A 535-nucleotide genomic window follows, 5' to 3' on the forward strand; every position below is an offset into this window, starting at 1 on the left:
TCTGCTGATAGATGCGACCCACCCCTTTGATCGTGCCAACGTAGAAGGTATCTTGCGATCCCAGATAGCCCGGGTGGGCCGTTTCAATCTCACCGTGGGCCAGGTCATCGTCCTGTTTGCGTTCCAGTGCAGTGACCTGCGCCTCAGTCAGGATGATGGCAGTTTCCGCCACGAGCCGCGTCAGCGCGCTGAGACGCTGCTTGAATGAAGCCAGTCCATGGCGCAACCAGATGGATCGCACACCAGATGGGGAGACGAACACACCGCGCTGGCGCAATTCATTGCTGGCACGAACCTGCCCATGCGCGGGCTGTTCGGTGGCGTAGGCAATGACCGCTGCTTCGGTGACTTCCTCGACGCGATTCTTCGGGTTGGGCTTCTTGCGGTTAGCGTCGAATAGGGCCTCGACACCGCCCTCCGCCTTCGCATGCTGATAGCGGTAGAACGTGTCGCGTGAAAGCCCCATCATCTTGCAGGCCTTGGAAACATTGCCAAGTTCAGCGGCGAGATTCAGCAAGCCGATCTTGTGCTTGAT

At 58.9% G+C, this 535-nt stretch carries 1 protein-coding gene; it reads right to left on the reverse strand.

Annotated elements, in window-relative coordinates; translation table 11 throughout:
- On the reverse strand, positions 1 to 535 hold a 535-nt coding region (locus CSQ89_RS21910; protein ID WP_233203468.1), incomplete at both ends, for a helix-turn-helix domain-containing protein.

The organism is Chitinimonas sp. BJB300 (assembly GCF_002735695.1).
Lineage (GTDB): Bacteria > Pseudomonadota > Gammaproteobacteria > Burkholderiales > Chitinimonadaceae > Chitinimonas.